Here is a 23,455-nt window from a genome sequence, read left to right as displayed (position 1 = left end):
GGATGCGAACCGCGGGTTACTCGATGGCCGGCAGGGTCTTGCCGCGGATGCGGCGCGCCAGGGAGTCGTAGATCTCGCGGCAGCCTTCGGCCCAGAAGCGGTCGGGATCGTCCTGGGGTTCGAGGGCGACGGAGAATTCGCCCTCGCGCTCCTTCAGCACGAAGTGGTCATTGGTATAGAAGAAGGACAGGCCGATAGCGAAGGTCTGGGGCGTGCCGGCGAGGTCATCGACGATCACCGTGAGGTCATAGCGGGCATAGACCTCCAGTTCGCGCACGATATTGCCATCCACGCGCTTTTCCAGGCCCAGCCCGGCATCCACCTGATCGGCCGGGGTGAGGCCCAGGTAGCGGGTGAAGCAATCCGGCAATTCATGCAGGCGGCGCTCCAGTCCCTGCCAATAGGCTTCTTCCCGCTCGGCCGCCTTGCTCAGCGCCTGACTCAATGCCTGATATCGTTCCATTGCCGTTCCCATCTGTTCACTGGAGGCCGTCGACGGACGACCGACAGCTCTGAGACCCCAGCCGGGTCCCGGGGTGCCGCACCGATCGGCAACGGGCTTCAGGGCGTCGGCCAGCCCAGCACTGGCGTGCGGGTTTCACCCAGCAGGAAGTCGCGATTGGCGTCGGTGCAGGCGCGCAGGTAGTCGGTCACCAGGGTGATGCGCCGCAGGCGGCGCAGGTCTTCGCGGTAATAGAGCCAGAATTGCCGGGTGATCTGGATCTGCTCCGGCAGCAGCGCCACCAGCCGCGGATCGGGCTCGGCGACAAAGCACGGCAGGATCGCCAGGGCGTGCCCGCACAGGGCCGCCTGGTACTGGGCGATCACGCTGGTGCTGCGCAGGCCGCTGCTAGCCTCGGGCAGGATCCGCTCCAGATAGAGCAGCTCGGGGCTGAAGGCGAGATCGTCGACATAGGTGATGAATCTATGGCGCTGCAGATCGGCCAGCTGCGCGATGGGCGGATGGCTGGCCAGGTAGTCGGCGGTGGCATAGAGCCGCAGGCGGTAGTCGCAGAGCTTGCGACAGACGTAGGGCCCGCGCTCGGGCCGCTCCAGGGTGATGGCGATGTCGGCTTCGCGGCGCGAGAGATTGACGAAGTGCGGCACCGGCAGCACCTCCAGGGTGATGCCCGGATAGCGATCCTGGAAGAAACTCAGCTGGGGCGCGACGAAGTAGCTGCCGAAGCCTTCGGTGGCGCCGATGCGCACCTGGCCGGAAGGCGCCAGCCGGGTATCGGAGATCTGCTCGCAGGCGGTCTGCAGGGTGCTCTCCAGGGTTTCCGCGTGCACCAGCAGGCGCTGGCCTTCCATGGTGAGGCTGAAGCCGGTGCTGCGCGACTTCTCGAACAGCAGCGCGCCCAGCGCCTTCTCCAGGGCGGCGATCCGCCGCGACACGGTGGTGTAGTCGACCCCCAGGCGCCGGGCGGCCGCGCTGGCCTTCTGGGTGCGCGCCACTTCGAGGAAGAATCTGAGGTCGTCCCAGTCGAGACGCGCAGCCGGGTTATTGGATTTTTGCATATCGGTCGGGCGTTTTTGTCGGAAGCCAGGAGACTTTTGCCGGAACTATACTGCTTACCAGGTCGCGTCACGAGCGGTGATGGCGCGAACCTCTGCTAGCCAACAACAATAACGAGCAGGCCACCATGACCCACCCTCACGCCCCATCCCGGCGCCAGGCCGGACGCTGCCCTTCCCTCCCGCCCCTGCAGGCCGCGGGGTATCGCCCATGACGGCCGGCGACGCCTTTCGCGAAGCGCGGGACTTCCTGCTGCGCCATCGCACCGACTACGCCACCGCCGTCCGCGATTTCCGCTGGCCGCAACTGGAACAGTTCAACTGGGCGCTGGACCATTTCGATCGCCTTGCAGAGGAGCATGCCGGTCCGGCGCTGTGGCGCCTCGACGCCGAGGGCCGGGAAGAGCGCTACAGCTTCGCCGAGTTGCGCCAGGCGTCGAATCGCACCGCCAATTTCCTGCGCGCCCAGGGTGTGCGCCGCGGCGAACGCATCCTGGTGATGCTGGGCAACGAGGTGGCGCTGTGGGAGACGCTGCTTGGCGCCTTCAAACTGGGCGCCGTGGTGGTGCCCGCCACCACTCTGCTCAGCGACGCCGATCTGCAGGATCGGGTGCAGCGCGGGCGCATCGCCCACCTGGTGGTGGGCAGTGCGCACACGGAGCGTTGCGCCAGTCTGGATGCCGGCCTCACCCGCATCTGCGTCGGGGCGCCGGTGCCCGGCTGGCAGTCCTATGCGCCGGCCGCCTGTGCCAGCGACTTCCTGCCGGATGGCCCGACCCTCGCCACGGATCCGCTGCTGCTCTACTTCACCTCGGGGACCACCTCGCGGCCCAAGCTGGTGCTGCACAGTCACAGCAGCTATCCGGTCGGGCACCTGTCCACCCTGTATTGGATCGGTCTGCAACCGGGCGATGTGCACCTCAACATCTCGTCCCCCGGTTGGGCCAAGCATGCCTGGAGTTGCGTCTTCGCGCCCTGGAACGCCGGCGCCTGCGTGTTCATCCATGACGTGCCGCGCTTCAAGCCCCAGGCGCTGCTGGAGGTGCTGGCGCGCTATCCGGTCACCAGCCTCTGCGCGCCGCCCACGGTGTGGCGGATGCTGATCCAGGAGGATCTCGCCGCCTATCGCGAGCGCCTGCAGCTCCGCGAGCTGGTCGGCGCGGGCGAACCGCTCAATCCCGAGATCATCGACAGCCTGCAGGCGGCCTGGGGGCTGACCCTGAGAGATGGGTTCGGCCAGTCGGAAACCACCGCCCTGGTGGGCAACACCCCCGGACAGCCGCTCAAGCCGGGCTCCATGGGGCGCCCGCTGCCCGGGTGTCACATCGCGCTACTAGATGCCGATGGCCGGCCGGGCGACGACGGCGAGGTGGCCCTGGCCCTGCAGCCACGGTCGGCCGGGCTGATGCTGGGCTACGAAGACAGCCCGGAAAAGACCGCCGAGGTGATGCGCGACGGCCATTACCGCACCGGCGATACCGCGGTGCGTGACGTCGATGGCTACATCACCTTTGTCGGCCGCGCCGATGACGTCTTCAAGTCGGCGGACTACCGCATCAGCCCCTTCGAACTGGAGAGCGCCCTGATCGAGCACCCGGCGGTGATGGAGGTGGCGGTGGTGCCCAGCCCCGACCCCCTGCGCCTGAATGTGCCCAAGGCCTTCGTCATCCTGGCCGCCGGCCACGCGCCTTCGCCTGAACTCGCGCAGGAGCTGCTCGGCTTCGCCCGGGGCTGCCTGTCGCCCTACAAGCGGGTACGCCGCCTGCAATTCGTCAGCGAATTGCCCAAGACGCTGTCCGGCAAGATCCGCCGCATCGAATTGCGCCTCGGCGAGGCCCAGCGCCGCGCCGGCGGCAGCGCCGACCTCCACGACTACGCCGAAGAAGACTTCGCCGCCCAACCTGCCCCGGCCACCCCAGCCACCGCTCAGGAATCCCTGTCATGACCCAGACCGCCATCAAAGACGTGCCGCTGCTGATCGACGGCCAGTTCGTCACCTCCACCAGCCGCGAAAGCCGCGAGGTGATCAATCCTGCGACCCAGGAGGTGCTGGCGCGGGTGCCCTTCGCCACCGCCGAGGAGGTGCAGCGCGCCGTCGCCAGTGCCAAGGCGGCCTTCGCCACCTGGCGCAAGACGCCCATCGGCGCCCGGGCGCGCATCTTCCTGCGCTATCAGCAGCTGATCCGCGAGCACATGAGCGAACTGGCCGCGCTGCTCACCGCCGAACAGGGTAAGACCCTGGCCGACGCCGAGGGCGATGTCTTCCGCGGCCTGGAGGTGGTGGAGCACGCCGCGGCCATCGGCAACCTGCAGCTGGGCGAACTGGCCAACAACGTCGCCAGCGGGGTGGACACCTATACCCTGCTGCAACCCCTGGGCGTGTGCGCCGGCATTACCCCCTTCAACTTCCCGGCGATGATTCCGCTGTGGATGTTCCCCATGGCCATCGCCTGCGGCAACACCTTTGTCCTCAAGCCGTCGGAGCAGGATCCGCTGGTGACCATGCGCCTGGCCGAGCTGGCGCTGGAAGCCGGGGTGCCGCCCGGGGTGCTCAACGTGGTCCATGGCGGACCGGCGGTGGTGGACGCCCTCTGCGATCATCCGGACATCAAGGCGCTGTCCTTTGTCGGCTCCACCCGCGTGGGCACCCACGTCTATCGCCGCGCCAGCGAAGCCGGCAAGCGCGTCCAGTGCATGATGGGCGCCAAGAATCACGCGGTGGTGATGCCCGACGCGCCCCGCGAGCAGACGCTGGCCAACCTGGTGGGCGCCGCCTTCGGCGCGGCCGGTCAGCGCTGCATGGCGGTCTCGGTGGTGGTGCTGGTGGGCGAAGCCAACAGCTGGGTGCCGGACCTGGTGGCCAAGGCGCGCAGCCTCAGGGTGGGTGCGGGTCACGAGCACGGCACCGACGTCGGCCCGCTGATCTCCTGCCAAGCGCTGGACCGGGTCAGCGGCCTGATCGAGCGCGGGGTGAGCGAAGGCGCGACCCTGGAGCTGGACGGTCGCAACATCCAGGTCGAGCGCTACGAGAAGGGCAACTTCGTCGGCCCGACGCTGTTCTCCGGGGTGACCACCGACATGACCCTGTATCGCGAAGAGCTGTTCGGACCGGTGCTCTGCGTGATGCACGCGGCCACCCTCGACGAGGCCATCGCCCTGATCAACGCCAACCCCAATGGCAACGGCGTCGCCCTCTTCACGCGCTCCGGCGCCGCGGCGCGGCGCTTCCAGGAAGACATCGACGTCGGCCAGGTCGGCATCAACGTGCCCATCCCGGTGCCGGTGCCGCTGTTCTCCTTCAGCGGTTCGCGCGCCTCCAAGCTGGGCGACCTGGGGCCCTATGGCAAGCAGGCGGTGCTCTTCTATACCCAGACCAAGACCATCACCACGCGCTGGCCCGACGAGCAGGACGTCGGCAGCGCCGGGGTCGTCAACACCACCATCACCCTCAAGTAAGGGAGACGCCAGCATGCATCTGGGATTTCTGGGACTGGGCAACATGGGCGCGCCCATGGCCCGCAACCTGCTCAAGGCCGGCCATCAGCTGACCGTCTATGACCTTTCCACCGCCGCCCTCGAAGCGCTGCGCGCCGAAGGCGCCGAGGTCGCCGCCTCGCCCACCGCCGTCGCCGAGAGCGGCGCGGAAGTGATCATCACCATGCTGCCCGCGGCTGCCCATGTGAAGACGGTCTATCTGGGCGACGACGGGCTGATCGCTCGGGCCCGACCGGGCACCCTGCTGATCGATTCCTCCACCATCGATCCGCTCAGCGCCCGGGCGGTGGCCAGCGCCGCCGCCGAGCGCGGTCTGGAATTGCTGGACGCACCGGTCTCCGGCGGCACCGGCGGCGCCGCGGCGGGCACCCTCACCTTCATGGTCGGCGGCAGCGAAGCCGGCTTCCAGCGCGCCCAGCCACTATTGGCCGCCATGGGCCGCAACCTGGTGCACTGCGGCGCCAGCGGCAACGGCCAGGTGGCCAAGGTGGCCAACAACCTGCTGCTGGGCATCTCCATGATCGGGGTGGCCGAGGCCATGGCCCTGGGCACCCGCCTGGGCATGGACGCCAAGACCCTGGCCGGAGTGATCAATACCAGCAGCGGGCGCTGCTGGAGTTCGGAGGTCAACAACCCCTATCCGGACGTACTGCCCCAGGCGCCGGCCTCGCGCGGCTACCAGGGCGGCTTCGCCGCCGACCTCATGCTCAAGGACCTGGGCCTCGCCACCGAGGCAGCGCGCGCCGTGCAGCAGCCGGTGATCCTCGGCGCAGTGGCGCAACAGCTCTACCAGAGATTCAGCCGCGCGGGTGGCGGCGGGCTGGATTTCTCGGCCATCATCCAGGACTACCTGGACGAGGACGGTGCATGAGCGACGCCAAGGTGCTGTTGGAAAGACGCGGCGGGGTCGGCTACCTGACCCTTGATCGCCCGGCCGGGCTCAATGCCCTGGATCTGGACATGGTGCGCGCCCTGCATGGGGCGCTGCGCGAGTGGGAGCAGGACCCGGGCGTGCGGGTGATCGTGCTCCGCGGCAACGGGCCCAAGGCCTTCTGCGCCGGCGGCGATGTGCGGGCGCTGTACGACAGCTACCAGCGCGGCGATGACCTGCACCTGACCTTCTTCACCGAGGAATACGCCCTCGACCTGGCGCTGCACCGCTATCCCAAGCCGGTGCTGGCCCTGGCCCAGGGGCTGGTGCTGGGCGGCGGCATGGGCCTGGTGCAGGCGGCGCGGCTGCGGATCGTCAGCGAGCGCACCCGCATGGCCATGCCGGAAACCGCCATCGGCTATTTCCCCGACGTCGGCGCCAGCCATTTCCTGCCGCGCCTGCCCGACCACCTGGGTCTCTATCTGGGGCTGACCGGCGTGCAGATCGGTCCGGCCGATGCCCTGGCCGCCGGCCTGGCCGATGTCTTCATTCCCGAAGCGGCCAACGCCGACCTGCTGCAGCGCCTGGAGGCAGCCACTGCCCAGGGCCCCACCGACCTGGCCGCCCTGCTGCAGGAATTCGCCGCGGCGCCGGCCGAAGCCGCGCGCCTGACCGATCTGCGCCCGGCCATCGCCGAGCACTTCGCGGCGGCCACCGTCGAGGAGCTGCGCGCCAGCCTGGAGGCGGAGCAGCGCCCCGCCTATCGCGACTGGGCGCAGGAGACCCTCGCCACCCTGGACGCCCGTTCGCCGCTGGCGGTCGCCACCGCCCTGGAGTTGCTGCGCCAGGGCAGCGGGCTGTCGCTGGAACAGTGCTTCGCCCTGGAGCTGCACCTGGATCGCCGCTGGTTCGAAAAGGGCGAGATCGTCGAGGGGGTGCGCGCCATGCTGGTGGACAAGGACCGCACGCCGCACTGGAATCCGGCCCGCTGGCAGGACCTGGATCCCCGCCGCGTCGCCGCCTTTTTCGCCGATTTTCGCCATTCCTGAGGGAGGCCCCCATGCACGACATCGAACTCACCGAAGAACAACGCATGATCCGCGACCTGGCGCGTGACTTCGCCCGCCGCGAGGTCGCGCCCCACGCCCGCGCCTGGGAAAAGGCCGAGTGGATCGACGACGCCGTGGTCGCCCAGCTGGGTGAACTGGGCCTGCTGGGCATGGTGGTGCCCGAGCAATGGGGCGGCACCTACCTGGATTACGTCGCCTATGCCCTAGCGGTGGAAGAGATCTCCGCCGGCGACGGCAGCCTCGGCGCCCTGATGAGCATCCACAGCTCGGTGGGTTGCGGCCCGCTGCTGCGCTACGGCAGTGCCGCACAGCAGGACCGCTGGCTGCCTGACCTGGCCGCCGGCAAGGTCATCGGTTGCTTCTGCCTGACCGAACCCCAGGCCGGCTCCGAGGCGCACAACCTGCGCACCCGGGCGGTACTCGACGGTGACAGCTGGGTGCTCAATGGCAGCAAGCAATTCGTCAGCAACGGTCGCCGCGCGGGCCTGGCCATCGTCTTCGCGGTGACCGATCCGGAGCTGGGCAAGAAGGGCCTGTCGGCCTTTCTGGTGCCTACCGACACCCCCGGCTTTCGCGTCGAGCGCACCGAGCACAAGATGGGCCTGCGCGCCTCCGACACCTGCGCGGTCACCCTGGACAACTGCCGCATCCCGGCGGCCAACCTGCTGGGCGAGCGCGGCAAGGGGCTGGCCATCGCCCTGTCCAACCTGGAAGGCGGCCGCATCGGCATCGCCGCCCAGGCGCTGGGGATCGCCCGCGCGGCCTTCGAAGCGGCGCTCGGCTATGCCCGCGAGCGCATCCAGTTCGACAAGGCGATCATCCAGCACCAGAGCATCGCCAACATGCTGGCGGACATGCATACGCGCCTCAATGCCGCGCGGCTGCTGATCCTGCATGCGGCGCGACTGCGCACGGCGGGCCAGCCCTGTCTGAGCGAAGCCTCCCAGGCCAAGCTGTTCGCCACCGAGACGGGCGAATGGGTGTGCTCCAAGGCCATCCAGATTCATGGCGGCTACGGCTACCTGGAGGACTACCCGGTGGAGCAGTACTACCGCGACATCCGCATCACCCAGATCTACGAAGGCTCCAGTGAAATCCAGCGCCTGCTGATCACCCGGGAACTCGATCGCTACGAAATGTGAGGGCGTCCGGGATGACGGCCGTGACCTGCCCAGCAAAAGCCGAAGATGACACCCAGGCGTCATCTGGACAGCACTGGGCGGGTGCTACGCTCCTGACAGGGATCGTGTCTGGTCCCGGTCTTGCCAAGGAATACCGTTATGGCCTCCCTGCTCGCCTGCATCGATGGATCTCCCCACGCCGAAAGCGTCTGCGACCACACCGCCTGGTTGTCGCGACGACTGGACGCGCCCGTCACCCTGCTGCACGTGCAGGAGTCGGCCAGCAGCGGCAAGAAGGTCGCCAACGGCGCCCCGGTCTATCTGGACGATGACGTCGGCGCCGGCATGGCCAAGGCGCTGCTGCTCAATGCCCGCCAACGCCTGCTGCAGCAGGGCCTGACCTCGGCGCCGCAGATCCTGCGCCGCCCCGAGGGGCTGGTGGATACCCTCAAGACCCTGGAAGCCGACACCCGCCTGCTGGTGATCGGCAAGCGCGGCGAGCGCTCCGGGGACAGCGGCATCGGCAGCCAGCTGGAGGCCGTGGTCCGCGCCGTGCACCGGCCGATCCTGATCTGTTCGGGGCCGTTCAAGCCGCCGCGGCAATTCACCATCGCCTATGACGGCCGGGAAGCCACCCACCAGGGCATCCTGGCGCTGGCGCGCAGTCCGCTGCTGGCCGGCATGAGCGGCACCCTGCTGCGCGTCGGCGAAGACGATCCGATCCTGCGCAAGCGCCTGGATGACCTGGCCCTGCTGCTGCGCAGCGCCGGATGCCGGGTCGACACCACCGTCGCCCATGGCGACGTGGAGCGCATCGTCCCCCGCCACCTCGACGAACGCCGGGCCGACCTGCTGATCATGGGCGCCTACAGTCACTCCTCGGTCTGGCGCTTCCTGCGCGGCAGTCGCACCACCCAGCTGCTGCACAAGACCGAAGTACCGATGCTGCTGCTGCGCTGAGACCGCGCCTCTACCCGGGCACAGCCCATCCGGTCGGGACGCGTTTCGTCGGCCAGCCGACGCCAGCGCTCAAGCCCACCCGAAAATCGCCGAAGCAGAAGACATAGAGCCCTGCCCTCTGTCGGGCTCCCCGGCGCGTCGGTAGGCCCCATGAGCACCCATGTCATCCATTTCACCGGTCCCATCAATTCCACCAGCTGCGGCCAGCTGATCGCCCAGTGCTCCCAGGCCGTGCAGCAGGACGCCTCGCGCATCCTGCTCAAGATCGCCACCATGGGCGGCGATTGCAGCTACGGCTTCACAATGTACAACTTCCTGCTGTCCCTGCCGCTGCCGGTGCATACCCACAACCTGGGCACCGTCGAGTCCATGGGCAACATCCTCTTCCTGGCTGGCGAACACCGCACCGCCAGTCGTCACAGCAAATTCCTCTACCACTCCTTCTACTGGAATCTGAACAACTCGGTGGACCATGCGCGCATGGCCGAATACGCCATGTGCCTGGACTACGACCTGGATCTCTATGCCCGCATCGTCGCCGAGCGCACCGCAGGTGCCGCCGAGGCCCTGGACATCCACAGCTGCCTCAAGGCCAACGCCCGGCTGCTGAGTCCGGAAGCGGCCCTGACCACCGGGGTGATCCACGCCGTCGACGAATGCCGCGTGCAGCCGGGTGAGGTCACCACCTTCATCCATCTTTGAGCAGGCAATAAAAAACCCGGTGACCTTTGGCCACCGGGTTTTTTATTGCCCGATCCCGGGGATCAGCGGCTGAAGGACACCAGGGTGTTGGGGTAGCCGACGCTGGCATCCAGGCGGCTGGCGTCGAAGAACACCCCCAAGTTGTTGGCACCATCCTGCACATAGCTGATCTTGAGGATCTGGCCATTGACCAGGCGTACCGAGCCACCCAGCTTGAAGGCCGAGCGATTGGCCGCGGTGGCCGGGATGGAGATGGCCGCGGCGCGACGGTAGACCCCGCGGTTCCAGTCGGCATTGGTGAAGTCGTTGATGGCGCTGCTGACGCTGGCGGCGCTGGTCACCCCGGTGGGCGACACGGTCACGGTCTTGGGATAGCCCACGGCGTTGCCGTTGAAGGGCGTGCCTTCGGTGAAGACCCCCAGGCTGTTGCCGGCCTGCACCGAGGAGATCCGCCGCACCTGGCCATCCGCGGTGGTCAGGTAGGCACCGGCCTTGAAGGCGGCGCGATTCACCGCGGTACCGGGTACCGAGACAGCGGCCTTCTTGAGGAACACCCCCTTGTGCCAGTCCGAGTTGGTGAAGTCGTTGATCACCGAGGTAACCGTGCCTGCGGTCGCGCCATTGCTCGGCGGCACCTGAACGCCTGCATTGCTGCCTGCGTTTCCGGTGTTGCCGGCGCTGCTGCCGCTGCCGGCATTGCCCACGGCGCCGGCGCTACCGCCAGCCGAACCGCTGTTGCCGGCCGTGCCACCACCGTTGGCCGGGGTGGTGCTGCCGCTGGCGACCGGGCCGATGGCGGTGCAGCTGCTGTCGTCCAGGTACTTGCGCAAGGTCGGCCACTGCGGCCGCTCCTGGCCATTGATCGGCTCCACCGACATGAAGTAGCTGCCCCAGCCCGGACCCGCGGCCCAGTAGGAGGCCGGGATGCAGTTCTGCTTGAGGTAGGCCAGCATGTTGTCCATCAGCAGGTTCCAGCGCGGATTGTTGTCCGGTACGCCGAATTCACCGATATAGCCGCGCTTGCCATTCTTCTTCAGCCAGTCGACGAAGGGCTTCACCCGGGTCACGCCATAGTTGGCGTCGAGCTTGTTGACGTCGGTCTTGTCGTAGCTGCCGCCAGCGTTCTCGTCGAAGTAGGAATGCGCCGAGAAGATGATGTTGTTGGCCGGATCCTTCAGCCCCAGCAGGGCATCGTTGAACTCGGCCCAGCGGGTGGCGCTCGACCAGCCGTTGCCTTCGACGATGACCGGACGGGTGCTGTCCACCGCGCGCACGCCATTGATGCCGTACTGGGCCGCGGTCGGCCAGTAGGCCATGGCATCGTGGGGCTCGTTCATGATGTCGTAGGCGTACAGCGAGGACTGGCCGCTCCACTGCCGCGCGATGTGGGTCATGATCTCCTGATAGCGGGCGTAGGGGACGCCACTGGTGCCGATCACCTGACCGCGATAGCGGGCATAGTTGTGCAGGTCGAGGATGATCTTGATGCCGTGCTTTTGCGCATAGCCGAAGGTCTGGTTCACCAGGGCGACGTAGGCACTGTCCAGTGGGCCGCCCAGCTTGGGTTGCAGGCGCTCCCAGATGATGGGGAAACGGATCAGTTTGACGCCCCGCGCGCTCCACTGCTGGAAGTAGGCCTCCACCGGGAAGATGTAGTTGGTGCCATTGATGCCGGGCAGCACCTGGGGCGCGAAGCCCGCACCCGACAGATTCAGACCGACCAGGCTGACAGGCTCGGCCTGGGCAACGCCAGCGGACAGCGCGAGAACGGTAGCGGCCGCGGCGAGCGGACGACGAAGGGCGGTAGCGAGGGAGCGGATAGGCGTCATGGACAGATACTGCTTTGGGAGGCGTGGCGTCGATGTCCTTTGTGTACGAGCAAAGCCTGGGTTTAGGTAAGGCCACTGGGACGTGACAAAAAAAGCACTCTGCGTCCTGCAGTTGCCTTACCCAATACAAGTCATATGCCAGGTCGCTGAAACCTTTCACCGCGGCGGCGGTCCTGCATGACTGCAGGGTGTCGCAAAACACCGCTCTAGAGCCTTTGCAGGAAACGTAACCAAATATGCGTGGCATGGCGTCGCAGCGTGCGAAAGCTGCGCGCGACAAAATAATCACGGCACGAAGACAGAAATCTGACGCCAAATTCAGTGGCACATGGCCTGGGGAATTTTCCCGGGTCGCCGCTATCCAAGGCTCAGCAACGTCTTGTATATAAGGTCCAGTCATGCGCGCAGAACAGCCGGGAACCCCTGTCTTCCGACCCACCATCCTGGTGGTGGACGACGAGCCACTGGTCGCGGATTTCGTTACCGAGATCCTCGAACCCGAAGGCTTCAATATCATCGCCGCTGACTCCGCCGATGCTGCCTTGTCGCTGTTGGAGAAAGAGGACGCCAATATCGACATCCTGTTGACGGACATCCGCATGCCCGGCTCCATGGATGGCGCTCAACTGGCCAATCTGGTGTGCCAACGCTGGGCAGATATGCCCATTATTGTCATGTCCGGCTACGAAACGCCGTCCACGGCCAGCATCAAGTGCAAGGTGCGCTTCCTGCCCAAGCCCTGGTCCATCGGTCAATTGATCGATGCCGTGAATGGCGTCGCCTATTCTGTTACGCCCAGTGCCTGAAGATCGAGGAACCCTGGCGATGTGAATGGTGTCACATCGCCACCTCGGTACTTCGGACAACAACAATGCTTGCCCTCACCCACCAGTTCGTCGCCCAGCTGCCCAACATCGACTGCCTGTTCGGCCCCCTGACCCCGGATGGCGGTCTGCCGGTGCAAGTCTGTCGTCCCGCCAGCGAACGTCGCCTGACCCTGATGCTGGATACCGCCCGCCTGCGCGACCGCGCCTATTGCGCAACCCAGGCGCAGCAGGTCCGCACTTCCCTCGGTATCCGCTAGTCGTTGCACGCGCCTCATAGCAACGGCGCCGGTCGCAACAGCACGGCCTTGAGCGAGAAGGCCGATGTCACGCTGGCCACCCCGGGAATACAGGTCAGGGTCTCGGCGAGAAAGTGCTGGTAGGCCGCGAGATCCTGCACCACCACCCGCAATACGTAGTCCGCATCCCCGGTCATCTGGAAACAGCTCATCACCTGGGGCGCCTTGACGATCTCCCGCTCGAAGGCGCGCAGGTAGTCGGTGGACTGCTTTTCCAGGCGCACCGACACGAAGACGCTGACACTGCCGGCCAGCCGGGTTTCATCGAGCTGGGCGTGATAGCCCTGGATGTAACGCTCCTCCTCCAGTCGCTTGACCCGCCGTAGCGTCGGGGTCAGCGACAGCCCGATCTTCTGCGCCAGATCGCGCCAGCTCAGGCGGCCATCGGCGGACAGGGCGTTGAGGATGCGCAGGTCGATACGGTCCAGACCAGCCATGGTGCAAAACCTCCACTGTTGTTCTTGTACGGAGTTCAATAGCACCAAAAGGCCGGGCTGCACACCCTGAAATTGCGGCAAAACGGCTAGCCATGCCGGCCTATACTCAGGCGACCAATAACAAGAATGCCGAGGCCTCCACCATGTGGCACCCTGCATCGCATCCGGACGGCCAACCCGTCCTGCGACCCGCCTGCACCCTCTTCCACCAGGAGGGGCGGCCATGAGCGACCATCCACCCCTGCGCTTGCACGTTCCCGAACCCAGCGGCCGCCCGGGACGTCCCACCGACTTCAGCTACCTGCAACTCTGCCCCGCCGGCCGTGCGGAAAAGCCGCCCATCGACGTGGCACCGGTGGATACCCGCGAGCTCGCGACCCAGCTGATCCGCATCCTCGACGAAGAGGGTCGCGCCGTCGGCCCCTGGGCCACCGAAGAAGCGCCCGAATTGCTGCTGCAGGGCCTCAGGGCCATGCTCAAGACCCGGCTGTTCGATGCGCGGATGCTCAAGGCCCAGCGGCAGAAGAAGCTCTCCTTCTATATGCAGTGCCTGGGCGAGGAAGCCATCGCCGTCGGCCAGACCCTGGCCTTGCGCCCGGACGACATGCATTTCCCCACCTATCGCCAGCAGGGCATCCTCATCGCCCGCGAGGCGCCGCTGGACGAGATGATCTGCCAGCTGCTGTCCAACGCCCGGGATCCGCTCAAGGGTCGCCAGCTGCCGGTGATGTACTCCTACCGCGACCTCGGCTTCTTTTCCATCTCCGGCAACCTGGGCACCCAGTACATCCAGGCGGTGGGCTGGGCCATGGCCTCGGCGATCAAGGGCGACACCCGCATCGCCGCGGGCTGGATCGGCGACGGCGCCACCGCCGAAGGCGATTTCCACGCCGCCCTCACCTTCGCCCACGTCTACCGGGCGCCGGTGATCCTCAACATCGTCAATAACCAGTGGGCCATTTCCACCTTCCAGGCCATCGCCGGCGGCGAGGGCATCACCCTGGCCACCCGCGGCCTCGGCTATGGCATCGCCGCCCTGCGGGTGGATGGCAATGACTTTCTCGCCGTGCTGGCCGCCTCGCGCTGGGCCGCCGAGCGCGCCCGGCGCAACCTGGGGCCGACCCTGATCGAGTGGGTGACCTATCGCGCCGGCCCCCACTCCACCTCGGACGACCCATCCAAGTACCGTCCCGCCGACGACTGGACGCACTTCCCCCTGGGCGATCCCATCGACCGGCTTAAAACACACCTGATCGGTCGTGGCCTCTGGTCGGAGGAACAACACCAGGCGCTGAGCGCCGAGCTGGAAGCCGAGGTGGCCGCTGCCCAGAAGGCCGCCGAAGCCCACGGCACCTTCGCCAGCGATCTCGCCCCCAGCGCCGCCGACATGTTCGAGGAGGTCTATCAGGACCTGCCGCCGCACCTGCGCCGCCAACGCCAACAGCTCGGGAAGTGACGCCATGACCGTACAACAGGAAACCGACCTGCCGACCCAGGCCGGCAGCCGCAGCACCCTGACCATGATCCAGGCCATCCGCTCGGCCATGGACGTGATGCTCGAACGCGACAGCAACGTGGTGGTGTTCGGCGAGGACGTCGGCTATTTCGGCGGCGTCTTTCGCTGCACCGAGGGCCTGCAGGCCAAGTATGGCGCCTCGCGGGTATTCGACGCGCCCATCTCGGAGAACGGTATCGCCGGCGCCGCGGTGGGCATGGGCGCCTACGGCCTGCGACCGGTGGCGGAGATCCAGTTCGCCGACTACGTCTACCCGGCCATCGACCAGATCGTCTCCGAGGCGGCGCGGCTGCGCTATCGCTCGGTGGGCCAGTTCACCTCGCCGCTGGTGTTCCGCATGCCCTGCGGTGGCGGCATCTATGGCGGCCAGACCCACAGCCAGAGTCCCGAGGCCATGTTCACCCAGGTCTGCGGGCTGCGCACCGTGATGCCCTCCAATCCCTATGACGCCAAGGGCCTGCTGATCGCTTCCATCGAGAGCGACGATCCGGTGATCTTTCTCGAACCCAAGCGCCTCTACAACGGCCCCTTCGACGGCCATCACGACCGCCCGGTGACGCCCTGGTCCGGCCATCCGGCCAGCGCCGTGCCGGACGGCTACTACCGGGTCGAGCTGGAACGCGCCGCGGTGGTCCGTCCCGGCAAGCAGGTCACGGTGCTGACCTATGGCACCACCGTCTGGGTCGCCCTGGCGGCGGCCGCCGAGACCGGCATCGACGCCGAGGTGATCGACATTCGCAGCCTCTGGCCGCTGGACCTGCAGACCCTCACCGATTCGGTGAACAAGACCGGTCGCTGCGTGGTGGTCCACGAAGCCACCCGCACCTGCGGCTATGGCGCCGAGCTGGTGTCCCTGATGCAGGAGCACTGCTTCCATCGCCTGGAGGCGCCCATCGAGCGGGTGACCGGCTGGGATACCCCCTATCCCCACGCCCAGGAATGGGACTACTTCCCGGGTCCGTCCCGGGTCGGCGCCGCGCTCAAGCGCGTGATGGAGGTCTGAGATGGGTACCCATGTCATCAAGATGCCCGACATCGGCGAAGGCATCGCCGAGGTGGAACTGGTCAAGTGGTACGTGGCAGTGGGCGACGAGGTCAGCGAAGACCAGACCCTGGCCGACGTCATGACCGACAAGGCCATGGTGGAGATTCCCTCGCCGGTGGTGGGCCGGGTGGTCGCCCTGGGCGGCGAGCCCGGTCAGGTGCTGGCGGTGGGCGCCGAGCTGATCCGCCTGGAGGTGGCCGGCGACGGCAATCTGCGCGAGACCAGTCGCCCCGCGCCGGTGGCAGCCGCGCCGGCGCCAGCACCGAAGGCGGAAGCGCCCACGCCCGAGACGGCCCCGGCCCCGCGACGCCCGGAAGCGGAGGTCCCGCGCGACGACGACCGACCAGCTTCCCGCCCGGCCCCCGGCAGTCCGCCGCTGGCGTCTCCCGCGGTACGCCAGCACGCCTGGGACCTGGGCATCGAACTCCGCTTCGTCACCGGCAGCGGTCAGGGCGGGCGCATCCTGCATGGCGATCTGGAGGCCTATGTGCAGCAACGCGACGCCGGCTTGCCGCCCGCCACCGGCGGCGGTGGCCTGGCGAAACGCGGTGGCGAGGAGCGCATCCCGCTGATCGGCCTGAGACGCAAGATCGCCGAGAAGATGCAGGCCGCCAAACGGCATATCCCCCACTTCACCTATGTGGAAGAGGTGGATGTCACCGAGCTGGAAGCCCTGCGCGCCACCCTCAATCAGCGCTGGCAGGGTCGTCGTGCCCACCTCACCCTGCTGCCCTTCCTGGCGCGAGCCCTGGTGGTGGCGGTGCGGGACTTTCCGCAGATGAATGCGCGCTTCGACGAAGAGAGCAGCACCGTGACGCGCTATGGCGCGGTGCACCTGGGCATCGCCACCCAGGGCGAACAGGGGCTCGCGGTGCCGGTGGTCCGCCATGCCGAGGCGCTGGATCTCTGGGGCTGCGCCCAGGAGGTGGCCCGGCTGGCCACCGCGGTGCGCGGCGGCAAGGCCGGTCGCGACGAACTCTCCGGCTCTTCCCTGACCATCAGCAGTTTGGGTCCGCTGGGGGGCATCGCCTCCACGCCCATCATCAACCATCCCGAAGTGGCCATCATCGGCGTCAATCGCATCGTCGAGCGCCCGGCCTTCCGCCATGGGCTGGTGGTGCCGCGCAAGCTGATGAATCTCTCCGCTTCCTTCGACCACCGGCTGATCGATGGCCAGGACGCCGCCAGCTTCATCCAGGCCGTGCGCCAGCTGCTCGAACAACCCGCCACCCTCTTCCTGGAGTAGCCATGGACACCCGACTCCTCATCATCGGCGGCGGCCCCGGCGGTTATGTCGCCGCCCTGCGCGCCGCTCAGCTGGGCATCGCCACCACCCTGGTGGAGGGCGCCGCCCTTGGCGGTACCTGCCTCAACGTCGGCTGCATCCCCTCCAAGGCGATGATCCATGTCGCCGAGGAATTCCATCGCGCCTGCGGTCGCGCCGACCAGGGCGCCCTTGGTATCCGCCATGGCCGCCCGGAACTGGACCTTGGCCAGGCCGTGGCCTGGAAGAACGGCATCGTCGATCGCCTCACCACCGGCGTCGCCGCCCTGCTCAAGAAGCAGGGGGTGACGGTGGTCGAGGGCTGGGCCGAGATCCTCGACGGCAAGACCGTGGAGGTGCAGCGCGCCGGTGGCGAACGGCTGCGCATCCGTACCGAACACCTGGTGCTGGCCATGGGCTCCACCTCGGTGGAATTGCCCAGCCTGCCCTTCGGCGGCCCGGTGATCTCGGCCACCGAGGCCTTGTCGCCTACAGAGATTCCCGAGGATCTGGTGGTGGTGGGCGCCGGCTATATCGGCCTGGAGCTGGGCATCGCCTATCGCAAGCTGGGCGCCCGGGTCGCGGTGGTGGAGGCTCAATCGCGCCTGCTGCCCGGCTACGATGCCGAGCTCACGGCGCCGCTGCGCCAGCGACTGGAACGCCTGGGCATCGAGCTCCACCTGGGCTGCACCGTCGCCGGTCTGGCCGCGGACGGCGCTGGCCTGCGAATGACCCGCGGTGACGGCGAGGAGCAGATCCTGCCGGCCCAGCGCATCCTGGTGGCGGCCGGTCGCCGTCCCCGCACCGAAGGCCTGGAGCGCCTGCCGCTGGACTACGACGGCCGCTATATCCGCGTCGACGACGGCTGCCGTACCAGCATGACCGACGTCTGGGCCATCGGTGATCTCACCGGCGAACCCCTGCTGGCCCATCGCGCCATGGCCCAGGGCGAGGTGGTCGCCGAGCTGATCGCCGGCAAGCGGCGGCGCTTCGCGCCGGTCGCCATCCCGGCGGTCTGCTACACCGATCCGGAAATCGTGGTGGTCGGCCTGACCCCCGAGCAGGCCAAGGCCCAGGGGCTGGAGACCAAGGTCGCCAGCTTCCCCTTCGCCGCCAATGGCCGTGCCCTCACCCTGGAGGCGCCGGAAGGCTTCGTGCGGGTGGTGGCTCGTGCGGACGACCATCGCATCCTTGGCTGGCAGGCCACCGGGCAGCAGGTGGCGGAACTGGCCACGGCCTTTTCCCACAGCCTGGAAATGGGCATGCAACTGGAAGACGTCGCCGCCACCCTGCACCCCCACCCCACCCTGGGCGAAGCGGTGCAGGAAGCGGCGCTGCGCGCCCTGGGCCGGGCCCTGCATCTGTGACCGGCCTGCCGCGCGACAGCCTGGCGCCGGGCATCCTCGACGAAGCCCTGGCCGGGCTGTGCCGGCGCAGTGGTCAGGCGCCGGAGGCCCTGCTCGCTGCCGAAGGCGTCCAGCCAGCCGAGCTGCTGCTTGACCGCGAGCGCCTCTCGGCGCCGCTGTTCGGCCAGCTGTGGTATCGCCTGGCGTGGCGTTTCGATGACGAGTTCTTCGCCCTTGGCCCACGCCCGCTCCCGGCCGGCAGCTTTGCCTTTCTCTGCCAGAGCACCCGCCTGCAACCGACCCTGGGCGACGCCCTGCGGCAGAGCGCCGACTTCCTGCGCCTGACCTTGGGCGTCGATCTGCGCCTGCAGCGCAATGGCGAGCAGGCGACCCTGCGGCTGGCCCCCGGCAGCCTGCCGGGTAGCTTTGCCGTCTTTACCCTCTGGCTGATCCTGCATGGCCTGGCCTGCTGGCTGGTGGGCCGCCGCTTGCCACTGGCGGAGATTCGCCTGACCGCCCAGGAGCCGCCGGCGGAACTGCTGGCCGACTATCGCCAGCGCTTCGGCACCCACCTCAGCTTCGCCCACGGCGAAGACTGGCTGCGGCTGGACGCCGCCGTATTGGGCCTGCCGATCCGCCGCAGTGCCGCGGATGCGCGTCGCTTCATCGCCGCCGCACCGGGCAATCTGCTGGTGCACTATCGCGACGACGCCAGTCTGATCGCCCGCATCCGCGCCCTGCTGCGCAGTCGCGCCCCAGAAGACTGGCCGGACGCCGTCAGCCTGGCCGCGACCCTGGGTCTTTCGGCTGCGACCCTGAGACGCCAGTTGGCGGCGAGCGGCCAGACCTACCAGCGCCTCAAGGACGAACGTCGCTGCCGCCTGGCCTGCCGCCAGCTGGATCAGGGCGCTCTGCCCCTGGAGGAGCTGGCCCTGCGTCTGGGTTTCGCCGATCCCCGCTCCTTCCAGCGCGCCTTTCGCAAGTGGACGGGCTTGAGCCCCCTGGGCTATCGCCAGCGCCAGACCCGAGCGGGTTAGCCCTCCGCCAGTTGGGCGGCGATGGCGGCGGTGTCGATCACCGAGCGCACCTCCCGGATTCGCCCGTTCTCGAAGCGATAGAAGACGTGCTCGCTGAAACGCACCCGCCGTCCGTTCACCGCCAGCCCGAACAGCTCGCCGCGTGGCGTGCAGTCGAAGTCCAGTTGCGCGGCCAGCCAGGGCGCTTCCACGACCAGCAAGCGCGCCGCGAAGTGCAGATCGGGAATGGCGGCATGATCGCCTTCCAGCATGGCCTGGTAGCCCGCCAATCCCAGGGGCCGGCCGTTGTGCTCGACGGCTTCGTCGACATAACGGCCCAGCTCCGTCCAGGCCTGGCGGTTGAGGCAGTCGAGGTAGGCCTGGTAGTGACTGCCGAGTTCGGTTGCGGCGAGGGGCATCACGAATTCTCCATGGTCATTGACTGCTACAGGGGACCACGCCAGGCCGGCAAGTCTCCCTTCACCCGAGGCGATTCTTTACCAGACGGCCGCCCTGCAGGATGACGTCCAACCGCTCGCCCTGCCCCACCAGGCAGGAAATATCGGTCAAGGGATCGCCATCCACGACCAGCAGATCCGCCAGGGCGCCAGCCGCGATGCAACCCAGCTCGCCCTCCCGTTCGAGGATGCGCGCCGCGACGCTGGTGGCGCTGCGCAAGGCTTCCAGATTGCCCAGCACCTCGGCGCGGATGCGCAGTTCCTGGGTCTGGTATTCGTGCATCTCGCCCAGCAGGTCGGAGCCGTAGCCCATGGGTACGCCCGCCTCGGCGAAAAATTCCAGGGCGCGACGGCCGGCCAGGCGGACGTCTTCGATCTTGGCCACGGAATCCGCTGGCAGTCCATAGCGGGCGCCGTGCTCGGCGAGCATCTCGTAGGTCACCTGGGTGGGCACGGCGAAGGCGCCCCGCTCGCGCATCAGCTGCGCCGTCTCCCGGTCGACCAGATTGCCGTGCTCTATGGTGCGCACCCCGCACGCCACGGCGCGGCGAATGGCGCGGGCGGTATAGGCATGGGCCATCACATAGGTATTGGCCGCTTCGGCTTCCTCGACGATGGCGCGGATCTCGGCTTCGCTGTACTGGGTATTGGCGATGGGATCGGTGGGCGAGGACACCCCGCCGGAAGCCATGATCTTGATCTGGCTGGCGCCCTGCTGCAGTTCCTCGCGCACCGCCTTGCGCACGTTGTCCACCCCGTCCACCACCCGGGCGATAGCACCGGCGCGGAAGCAGCAACTGCACGGCTCGTTCAGCAGCAGCTCCCCACGCGCCCGCATGTCGCCATGGCCGCCGGTCTGCGACAGCGCCTTGCCGGAGGCGAAGATCCGCGGGCCCGGCACCAGTCCCAGGGCGATGGAGCGCGCCAGCGCCCAGTCCGCGCCGCCGGCATCGCGGACGGTGGTGAAGCCGCGCTCGAGCATGGCGCCCAGGATCGGCAGGGCGCGGTACATGATGATGGCGTTCGGCTGCAGGGCGTTGAAACCCAGGTTGGCGCTGGAGGCCAGAACATGCACATGGCAATCGATGAGGCCGGGCATCAGGGTGCGGCCGCCCAGATCGATGACGGTGACGCCTGCCGGCGGCGCAGCGCTCTGGTCGCGCACGGCGGTAATGCGCTCACCCTCCACCAGGACTTCCTTGCCGGTGATCAGGATGCCGCTCGCCAGATCCAGCAGCTTGCCGTTGCGCAGCAGTAGAGAGGTGCTTTGAGTCATGCGGATTCTCCCGAAGGTTGCTCGCTGGCGGCGTCGCGAAACAGCGCCGCGCCCACGGCACTGATGGCCGCGGCGAACATGATGTAGAAGGCCGGCGCCAGCGGGCTGCCGGTGGCGGCGATCAGCCAGGTCACGGTAAAGGTGGCGAAGCCGCCGAACAGGGTCACGGCGAAGTTGTAGGCCACCGACAGTCCGGTGGAGAGCACCCGGGTCGGCAACAACTCGCCGAAGGCCGCCAGCAGACCGCCCAGATAGCCGGAGATCAGCAGTCCCAGCACGGCCTGGAACACCAGCAGGGAAGCCAGGCCCGGCCAGCGATTGAGCATCCAGAACAACGGCCAGGCGAGGCAGAAGATGGCGATGGCCGACCCCAGCAGCCAGGGTCGCTTGCCCTGGCGATCGGCCAGGCGCCCGACCAGCGGCGTCGCCACCAGCAGCACCAGGCCACCGAGTACGCCGGCGGTGAAGCCCAGGCCACTGGGCAGACCCAGCACCCGGGTGGAGTAGGACGGCAGGTAGAACAGCACGGAGTAGGTGCAGACCGTCCAGAGCACGACCATGGAAAAGGTGATCGCGGTCTGGCGGGGATAGATGCGCACTACCTCCCGCAGCGGCGACTGGGCACGCTCGACGGTGGCATAGGCCGGGGTTTCGTCGATGCGGCTACGGATGTAGAAACCGACGGGGCCGATCAGGGAGCCGAACAGGAACGGCAGGCGCCAACCCCAGCTCTCGAGTTGCTCCGGAGTCAGCAAGGCCGACAGCAGCGCGCCGGCGCCTGCACCCAGGGCGACCGCCACCCCGATGCTGGCCTGGATCCAGCTGGAGTAGTAGGCCTTTTGCCCAGCGGGCGCGTGCTCGGTGAGAAAGGCGGTCGCGCTGCCCATCTCGCCACCCGCGGAAAAGCCCTGCAGCAAGCGCGCGAAGACGATGAGCGCCGGGGCGAACAGCCCCCACTGGGCATAGCCCGGGGTCACGGCGATGATCAGGGTACCGGCGGCCATCAAGAGGATGGTCAGCGACAGCGCCGCCTTGCGGCCGCGGCGATCGGAGTAGATGCCGAGCAGGATGCCCCCTACTGGCCGCATGAAGAAACCGACGCCAAAGGTGGCCAGGGCCAGGAGGTAGGAGGTGAGTTCGCTGGCGGTCGGAAAGAACACCTTGGCGATGATGACGGAGAAGAAGCTGTAGACGGTGAAGTCGAACCACTCCAGACCGTTGCCGATCACGGTGGCGACGACCGCCTTGTTGGCCTGGCGGCGGTGGGCGGTGGACGGCTGCGGGAAGGTCGTAGCGCTCTGCATTGTTGGCTCCCTGAATGCGAGTCGCGCAGGAAACTCGGGAGTCCCTGCACCGGCGACGGCAGTTTCGATAAAGGAAACAGGACGAGGATCTCCGCCCTCTGCCGCCGAGCTTAAGGGGCTACCCGGGACGCAGGAAAACGCTGATTGCAGGGGTTTGCATGCGCCAGGCGCATGCAAGAGGGGTCAAGGTGACGCGCTCAGGGCGTCGTTAAGCCAGGCTTCGAAACGGCGCGTCGCCAGGCCCGGCTGGCGATCGCCCGGCCACAGCAGGTAGTAACCCCCCTGCCCCTGCACGCATTCGCTACAGGCTTCGACCAGCGCGCCCGAGCGCAGGTGGGCATCGATCATGGGGCGCCAGCCCAGGACGATACCGTGACCGGCAATCGCCAGATCGACCAGGATGGGGTACTGACTCACGGTGAGCCGCTGGCGGATCCGCGGGGCTGGATAGCCTAGCCGCGCGAACCACTCCGTCCAGGACAGCCAGCGTCGCTGCCCGTCCTCGATCATCAGCAGGCGCCGGTCGAGCAGCTCCGGGGGTGACAGCTGCTGCCCGCCCAGGTAGTCCGGGGCGCAATAGGCGCCTACCCATTCGGGAAACAACTGGCGACCGGCCAATCCCGGCGGCGGCGGTTCCCGCAGGAAATAGAGCGCCAGATCGAATTCGGGCTTGAGCAGGGTATCGAGGTTGTCCAGCACCCGCAGGCGCACGTCGATGCCGGGAAAGGCACTGGCAAAATGGCCGATCAGCGGACCCAGCCACAGGGCGGCGACGCCCGAGGAGCAGGCCAGGACCAGTTGCTGCTCGCCACTAAGGTCCATGACCTCGGCGGTGGTTTCCGCCAGACCCGCCAAGAGTTGCTGGACCCGCTCGGCATAGCGCTGCCCGGAGACGGTCAGGTGCAGCCGCTTGTGTTCCCGCCGAAACAGCGCGCGACCGAGAAAGGCCTCCAGCTGCGCCACCTGACGGCTGATGGCGCTTTGCGTGAGATTGAGTTCGAGCGCGGCACGGGTAAAGCTGCCAAGCCTGACCGTTGCCTCGAAGGCAATCAGATTGGTCAGGGGTGGCAAGGGGTCGATACGCATCCGAAGGCTCTGCGACGCTGG

22 protein-coding genes are annotated in these 23,455 nt (G+C 67.7%); 14 read left to right on the top strand and 8 right to left on the bottom strand.

All coding sequences use genetic code 11. The annotated features are described in order from the left end of the window. Window positions 1-16: 16 nt before the first annotated feature. Together DBY63_RS11715 and DBY63_RS11710 are read right to left on the bottom strand one after the other, a co-directional pair. On the bottom strand, window positions 17-463 hold the full coding sequence (locus tag DBY63_RS11715) for a hypothetical protein (protein WP_169742432.1): 447 nt from the start codon (window positions 461-463) through the stop codon (window positions 17-19). Between the two features lie 98 nt (window positions 464-561). Further along, the gene (locus DBY63_RS11710) at window positions 562-1,518 is read right to left on the bottom strand and encodes a LysR family transcriptional regulator (protein WP_027601232.1); all 957 of its coding nucleotides are present in this window, start codon (window positions 1,516-1,518) and stop codon (window positions 562-564) included. A gap of 208 nt (window positions 1,519-1,726) precedes the next feature. On the opposite strand from DBY63_RS11710, the gene DBY63_RS11705 reads away from it, so the two are divergent. From DBY63_RS11705 to DBY63_RS11675, 7 genes are all read left to right on the top strand, one after another. Beyond that, on the top strand, window positions 1,727-3,460 hold the full coding sequence (locus DBY63_RS11705) for an AMP-binding protein (RefSeq protein WP_108581986.1): 1,734 nt from the start codon (window positions 1,727-1,729) through the stop codon (window positions 3,458-3,460). Next, the gene (locus tag DBY63_RS11700) at window positions 3,457-4,971 is read left to right on the top strand and encodes a CoA-acylating methylmalonate-semialdehyde dehydrogenase (protein WP_007162215.1); all 1,515 of its coding nucleotides are present in this window, start codon (window positions 3,457-3,459) and stop codon (window positions 4,969-4,971) included. The genes DBY63_RS11705 and DBY63_RS11700 overlap by 4 nt, the downstream gene beginning before the upstream one ends. 13 nt (window positions 4,972-4,984) lie before the next feature. After that, window positions 4,985-5,881 carry a 3-hydroxyisobutyrate dehydrogenase gene (mmsB, locus tag DBY63_RS11695; protein WP_007162214.1) on the top strand — a complete coding sequence of 299 codons (897 nt, stop codon included), beginning with the start codon at window positions 4,985-4,987 and terminating at the stop codon, window positions 5,879-5,881. Further along, entirely contained in the window at window positions 5,878-6,930 is a 1,053-nt protein-coding gene (locus DBY63_RS11690) for an enoyl-CoA hydratase/isomerase family protein (RefSeq protein ID WP_108581985.1), read from the top strand. Before mmsB ends, DBY63_RS11690 begins: the two co-directional genes overlap by 4 nt. An 11-nt stretch (window positions 6,931-6,941) precedes the next feature. Next, window positions 6,942-8,093: an acyl-CoA dehydrogenase family protein gene (locus DBY63_RS11685; RefSeq protein ID WP_007162212.1), complete on the top strand. Its 1,152-nt coding sequence runs from the start codon at window positions 6,942-6,944 to the stop codon at window positions 8,091-8,093. Window positions 8,094-8,231: 138 nt separating this feature from the next. Continuing rightward, complete coding sequence (locus tag DBY63_RS11680) at window positions 8,232-9,032, top strand: universal stress protein (RefSeq protein ID WP_007162211.1); 801 nt, start codon at window positions 8,232-8,234, stop codon at window positions 9,030-9,032. A 150-nt stretch (window positions 9,033-9,182) separates the two neighbouring features. Next, window positions 9,183-9,734, top strand: coding sequence for an ATP-dependent Clp protease proteolytic subunit (locus DBY63_RS11675; RefSeq protein WP_007162210.1), 552 nt, complete (start codon window positions 9,183-9,185; stop codon window positions 9,732-9,734). A 62-nt stretch (window positions 9,735-9,796) separates the two neighbouring features. Here DBY63_RS11675 and DBY63_RS11670 read toward each other — a convergent pair whose 3' ends face one another. Beyond that, window positions 9,797-11,563, bottom strand: a complete 1,767-nt coding sequence (locus DBY63_RS11670; RefSeq protein ID WP_007162209.1) for a glycoside hydrolase family 5 protein — start codon at window positions 11,561-11,563, stop codon at window positions 9,797-9,799. 398 nt (window positions 11,564-11,961) lie between these two features. On the opposite strand from DBY63_RS11670, the gene DBY63_RS11665 reads away from it, so the two are divergent. Both DBY63_RS11665 and DBY63_RS11660 read left to right on the top strand, forming a co-directional pair. Further along, a complete protein-coding gene (locus DBY63_RS11665) occupies window positions 11,962-12,369 on the top strand; it encodes a response regulator (RefSeq protein WP_007162208.1) in 408 nt (135 codons plus the stop codon). A gap of 65 nt (window positions 12,370-12,434) precedes the next feature. Next, window positions 12,435-12,647, top strand: coding sequence for a hypothetical protein (locus DBY63_RS11660; RefSeq protein ID WP_007162207.1), 213 nt, complete (start codon window positions 12,435-12,437; stop codon window positions 12,645-12,647). Between the two features lie 14 nt (window positions 12,648-12,661). On the opposite strand, the gene DBY63_RS11655 is transcribed toward DBY63_RS11660, so the two are convergent. After that, the gene (locus DBY63_RS11655) at window positions 12,662-13,123 is read right to left on the bottom strand and encodes an Lrp/AsnC family transcriptional regulator (RefSeq protein WP_108581984.1); all 462 of its coding nucleotides are present in this window, start codon (window positions 13,121-13,123) and stop codon (window positions 12,662-12,664) included. A gap of 223 nt (window positions 13,124-13,346) precedes the next feature. On the opposite strand from DBY63_RS11655, the gene DBY63_RS11650 reads away from it, so the two are divergent. From DBY63_RS11650 to DBY63_RS11630, 5 genes are read left to right on the top strand one after another with little or no spacing between them, the layout of a single operon-like run. Then, window positions 13,347-14,579, top strand: coding sequence for a thiamine pyrophosphate-dependent enzyme (locus DBY63_RS11650; RefSeq protein ID WP_108581983.1), 1,233 nt, complete (start codon window positions 13,347-13,349; stop codon window positions 14,577-14,579). Between the two features lie 4 nt (window positions 14,580-14,583). Next, entirely contained in the window at window positions 14,584-15,642 is a 1,059-nt protein-coding gene (locus tag DBY63_RS11645; RefSeq protein WP_007162204.1) for an alpha-ketoacid dehydrogenase subunit beta, read from the top strand. A gap of 1 nt (window position 15,643) precedes the next feature. Next, on the top strand, window positions 15,644-16,930 hold the full coding sequence (locus DBY63_RS11640; RefSeq protein ID WP_108581982.1) for a dihydrolipoamide acetyltransferase family protein: 1,287 nt from the start codon (window positions 15,644-15,646) through the stop codon (window positions 16,928-16,930). Between the two features lie 2 nt (window positions 16,931-16,932). Beyond that, window positions 16,933-18,315, top strand: coding sequence for a dihydrolipoyl dehydrogenase (gene lpdA, locus DBY63_RS11635; protein ID WP_108581981.1), 1,383 nt, complete (start codon window positions 16,933-16,935; stop codon window positions 18,313-18,315). Continuing rightward, a complete protein-coding gene (locus tag DBY63_RS11630; RefSeq protein ID WP_108581980.1) occupies window positions 18,312-19,331 on the top strand; it encodes an AraC family transcriptional regulator in 1,020 nt (339 codons plus the stop codon). The genes lpdA and DBY63_RS11630 overlap by 4 nt, the downstream gene beginning before the upstream one ends. Here the strand turns inward: DBY63_RS11630 and DBY63_RS11625 are convergent. From DBY63_RS11625 to DBY63_RS11610, 4 genes are all read right to left on the bottom strand, one after another. Beyond that, window positions 19,328-19,729, bottom strand: coding sequence for an ester cyclase (locus DBY63_RS11625; RefSeq protein WP_027597692.1), 402 nt, complete (start codon window positions 19,727-19,729; stop codon window positions 19,328-19,330). The two genes, DBY63_RS11630 and DBY63_RS11625, sit on opposite strands and share 4 nt — an antisense overlap. A gap of 61 nt (window positions 19,730-19,790) precedes the next feature. Continuing rightward, window positions 19,791-21,044 carry an amidohydrolase family protein gene (locus DBY63_RS11620; RefSeq protein ID WP_027597691.1) on the bottom strand — a complete coding sequence of 418 codons (1,254 nt, stop codon included), beginning with the start codon at window positions 21,042-21,044 and terminating at the stop codon, window positions 19,791-19,793. Continuing rightward, window positions 21,041-22,348, bottom strand: a complete 1,308-nt coding sequence (locus DBY63_RS11615; RefSeq protein ID WP_044341317.1) for an MFS transporter — start codon at window positions 22,346-22,348, stop codon at window positions 21,041-21,043. Before DBY63_RS11615 ends, DBY63_RS11620 begins: the two co-directional genes overlap by 4 nt. A gap of 183 nt (window positions 22,349-22,531) precedes the next feature. Further along, entirely contained in the window at window positions 22,532-23,434 is a 903-nt protein-coding gene (locus DBY63_RS11610; protein ID WP_027597689.1) for a LysR substrate-binding domain-containing protein, read from the bottom strand. Between the last annotated feature and the right edge of the window lie 21 nt (window positions 23,435-23,455).

The organism is Pseudomonas sp. RIT411, assembly GCF_003057735.2.
In the GTDB taxonomy this organism is placed as follows: domain Bacteria; phylum Pseudomonadota; class Gammaproteobacteria; order Pseudomonadales; family Pseudomonadaceae; genus Chryseomonas; species Chryseomonas oryzihabitans.
The sequence above is the reverse complement of the archived record's forward strand: the minus strand, read 5'-3'. Positions and strand labels throughout refer to the sequence as shown.